General features: G+C 32.9%; 2 protein-coding genes. One reads left to right on the forward strand and one right to left on the reverse strand.

Features of this window, described 5'->3' with window-relative positions; translation table 11 throughout:
* Positions 1–74: 74 nt before the first annotated feature.
* Entirely contained in the window at positions 75–431 is a 357-nt protein-coding gene (locus ACKI4K_RS03255) for a hypothetical protein (RefSeq protein WP_407422241.1), read from the reverse strand.
* Between ACKI4K_RS03255 and ACKI4K_RS03260 the strand changes: the two genes are divergently transcribed.
* Positions 370–1923 carry an Ig-like domain repeat protein gene (locus ACKI4K_RS03260; RefSeq protein WP_407422243.1) on the forward strand — a complete coding sequence of 518 codons (1554 nt, stop codon included), beginning with the start codon at positions 370–372 and terminating at the stop codon, positions 1921–1923. The two genes, ACKI4K_RS03255 and ACKI4K_RS03260, sit on opposite strands and share 62 nt — an antisense overlap.
* The last annotated feature ends 627 nt before the right edge of the window (positions 1924–2550 follow it).

Below are 2550 nucleotides of genomic sequence, written 5' to 3' on the forward strand. Positions count from 1 at the left end.
ATAATTAGACAATTTTAATAGATTATAAGTAAAAATAGAAATAAAAATAAATTTTTAAAAAATTTTTGCAAAAATCAAATAGGATTTCTACAAAGCCAATTTATTTCATTCGATGCATCACGCAAAGACATCACATATGACAGTGCTTCAGGTGTAGTTACAATTGGCAATCTGGCTATTGATGAAAGTGTTGTGATGACAATAATCGCTAAAATCATTAATGACTGAAATATTGAAAACACTGCTATTATCAAAAGCAATGAAACAGACCCTAACAATGACAGCAGTGAAAATGTCACTGCCCATCCTGTTGTTGATTTAAGCATTAACAAAACAGTAAGTACAACAGATGCCAGAATCGGTGATGAAATCACATATGTCATTACAGTCCATAATTCAGGTCCAAGCAATGCAACTAATGTTAAAGTCACAGAAATCCTTTCAGAATATGTGTCATTAATAAATGCTGCACCAAGCCGTGGTAATTATGATGAAACTACTGGAATTTGGTACATTGAAAAATTGGAAAACGGTAAAACTTCAACATTAACTTTAACAGTTAAAATCAATGCTGCTGAAGTAATTGAGAACTTTGTTTCAGTCAATTCAACTGAAAATGATACTAATTCATCCAATAATTATTACACAAGTGATAATGTGACTGCAGATAAATTGGATACTCCAATCATACTTATTCCTCAAAACATCACATATGGTGATGATGAGATAATTACTGTAATTCTTCCAAGTAATGCAACCGGAACTGTAAATATCACAGTTAACGGCAAACCATACGATGATCTTCCAATTGATGGGGGTATTGTCGAATTAACTATTCCGGACTTGGCCGGCGGAGACTACAATGTAACAGTAGTCTATGGAGGAGATAAAACCTATGTGGCCAATTCAACAGACGGCAAATTCAATGTAGCAAAAGCGGTACCAATAATCACAATAGAAGTCGTTGACATCTGGCATGGAGAAATCGAAGTCCTGAACGTTACAGTGAACGCTCCGGGAACCGTAAACATTACCGTATTTGGAATCACAATTGAAGTGCCTCTAAACAATAGTGTCACATCAACAGATGTCCTAAAAGCAGCAATCAAAGAGCCTTACAATGGAAGGGCCACCTGGAACTTGATTAACCTGCCTGTTGGAAGATATCCTGCATTTGCAGTCTACAACGGCAATGAAAACTACACCAGCGTAAATACAAGCGACGTATTCCACGTAAGGGACAAACCTTCAACAGTTGTGGTGACAGCTGAGGACATCTATGTCGGCGAGGATGCTATTGTAAATGTTCAAGTAGGTCCTAAAGGTGTAACTGGCAATGTAACCCTTGTTGTTGATGGCGTAACCTATGAGTTAAACATCACTGAAGATGGAAAAGCAAGCGTTACTGTTTCAGGCCTTCCGGCTGGATTGAAAGAGGTATATGTCAAATATAATGGGGACATACTCTATCGTCCAAGCGAAAATACAACAACATTCAACGTATTGAAATTAACTCCACCAATCAGTATAGATTCACCGGACATTACTGTTGGTGAAGACGGAATAATCACAGTGACTGTTCCAATTGATGCAACTGGCACAATAACCATTGAAATCGATGGTAAAACCTATACTCAAGTGGTTAAAAATGGAAAAGCAGTATTTACAGTTCCGGGTCTTGAAAAAGGAGAACACAACATTACAGCATACTACTCAGGGGATGATAAATACTTGCCTGTAAATACCACTGGTGTAATTAAAGTCAATCCGGTCAATGAGAACAAAACTTCAAATGTTACTGAAAAATCATGTGATGATGGTCAAATAGGTTTATCCAGATATTCAACTGGTAACCCAATATCTGCACTATTATTGATATTGATGTCTGTTGTTATTGTTCAAATTAGAAGATTTAAAAGGTAGATCCTCTTTTTCCTTTTATTTATTCCAATGGTGATTATTATGGAAAAGATAGTTCACAAATTCCATTAAATTATTTTTCTATTGTAAAATTTTTGCATTGTTTTTTCATGAATATTCCTTTATTTTAGCAGATATCTTTTGATATATTTTTGTTTAGTTTTTTAAGATTTATCATGTCTTGTTTAATATATTTTAAGGTGATTTAAATTGAATAATTAAAAGTATATTGTAGAATTTTGGGGCGTAGGTGCAATAATTTTAAGGGGGTCAAGTCGGAGACCCATTTCATTAATTTGTTGGAAAGATCTTAATTTTTTGGCGACAGGGGGCCATTGTTTTAATTTTTCTTAAATAAGATTTTTTATTCCATCTAAACTTTTATGGTGGATTTTCACCTAAAATTATCATTATATGATTTTTATAATTCTTTTCAGGAATTTATAGATATTTATTGATAAAATAAACTTAAATGGAACTAAATAAAAAATATTTAAAAATTAATGAATTTGTATCTTCATTTTCCTTTAATTTCCATATATTTATTTTAATGTTTCTATTTTATTGTATATTTTTCTCAATGGCTTTTGTTTAATATTTCTTATCTTAATTGTTTCTATTTTACCAATA

The organism is Methanobrevibacter sp. (genome assembly GCF_045644645.1).
Classification (GTDB): Archaea; Methanobacteriota; Methanobacteria; order Methanobacteriales; family Methanobacteriaceae; genus Methanocatella.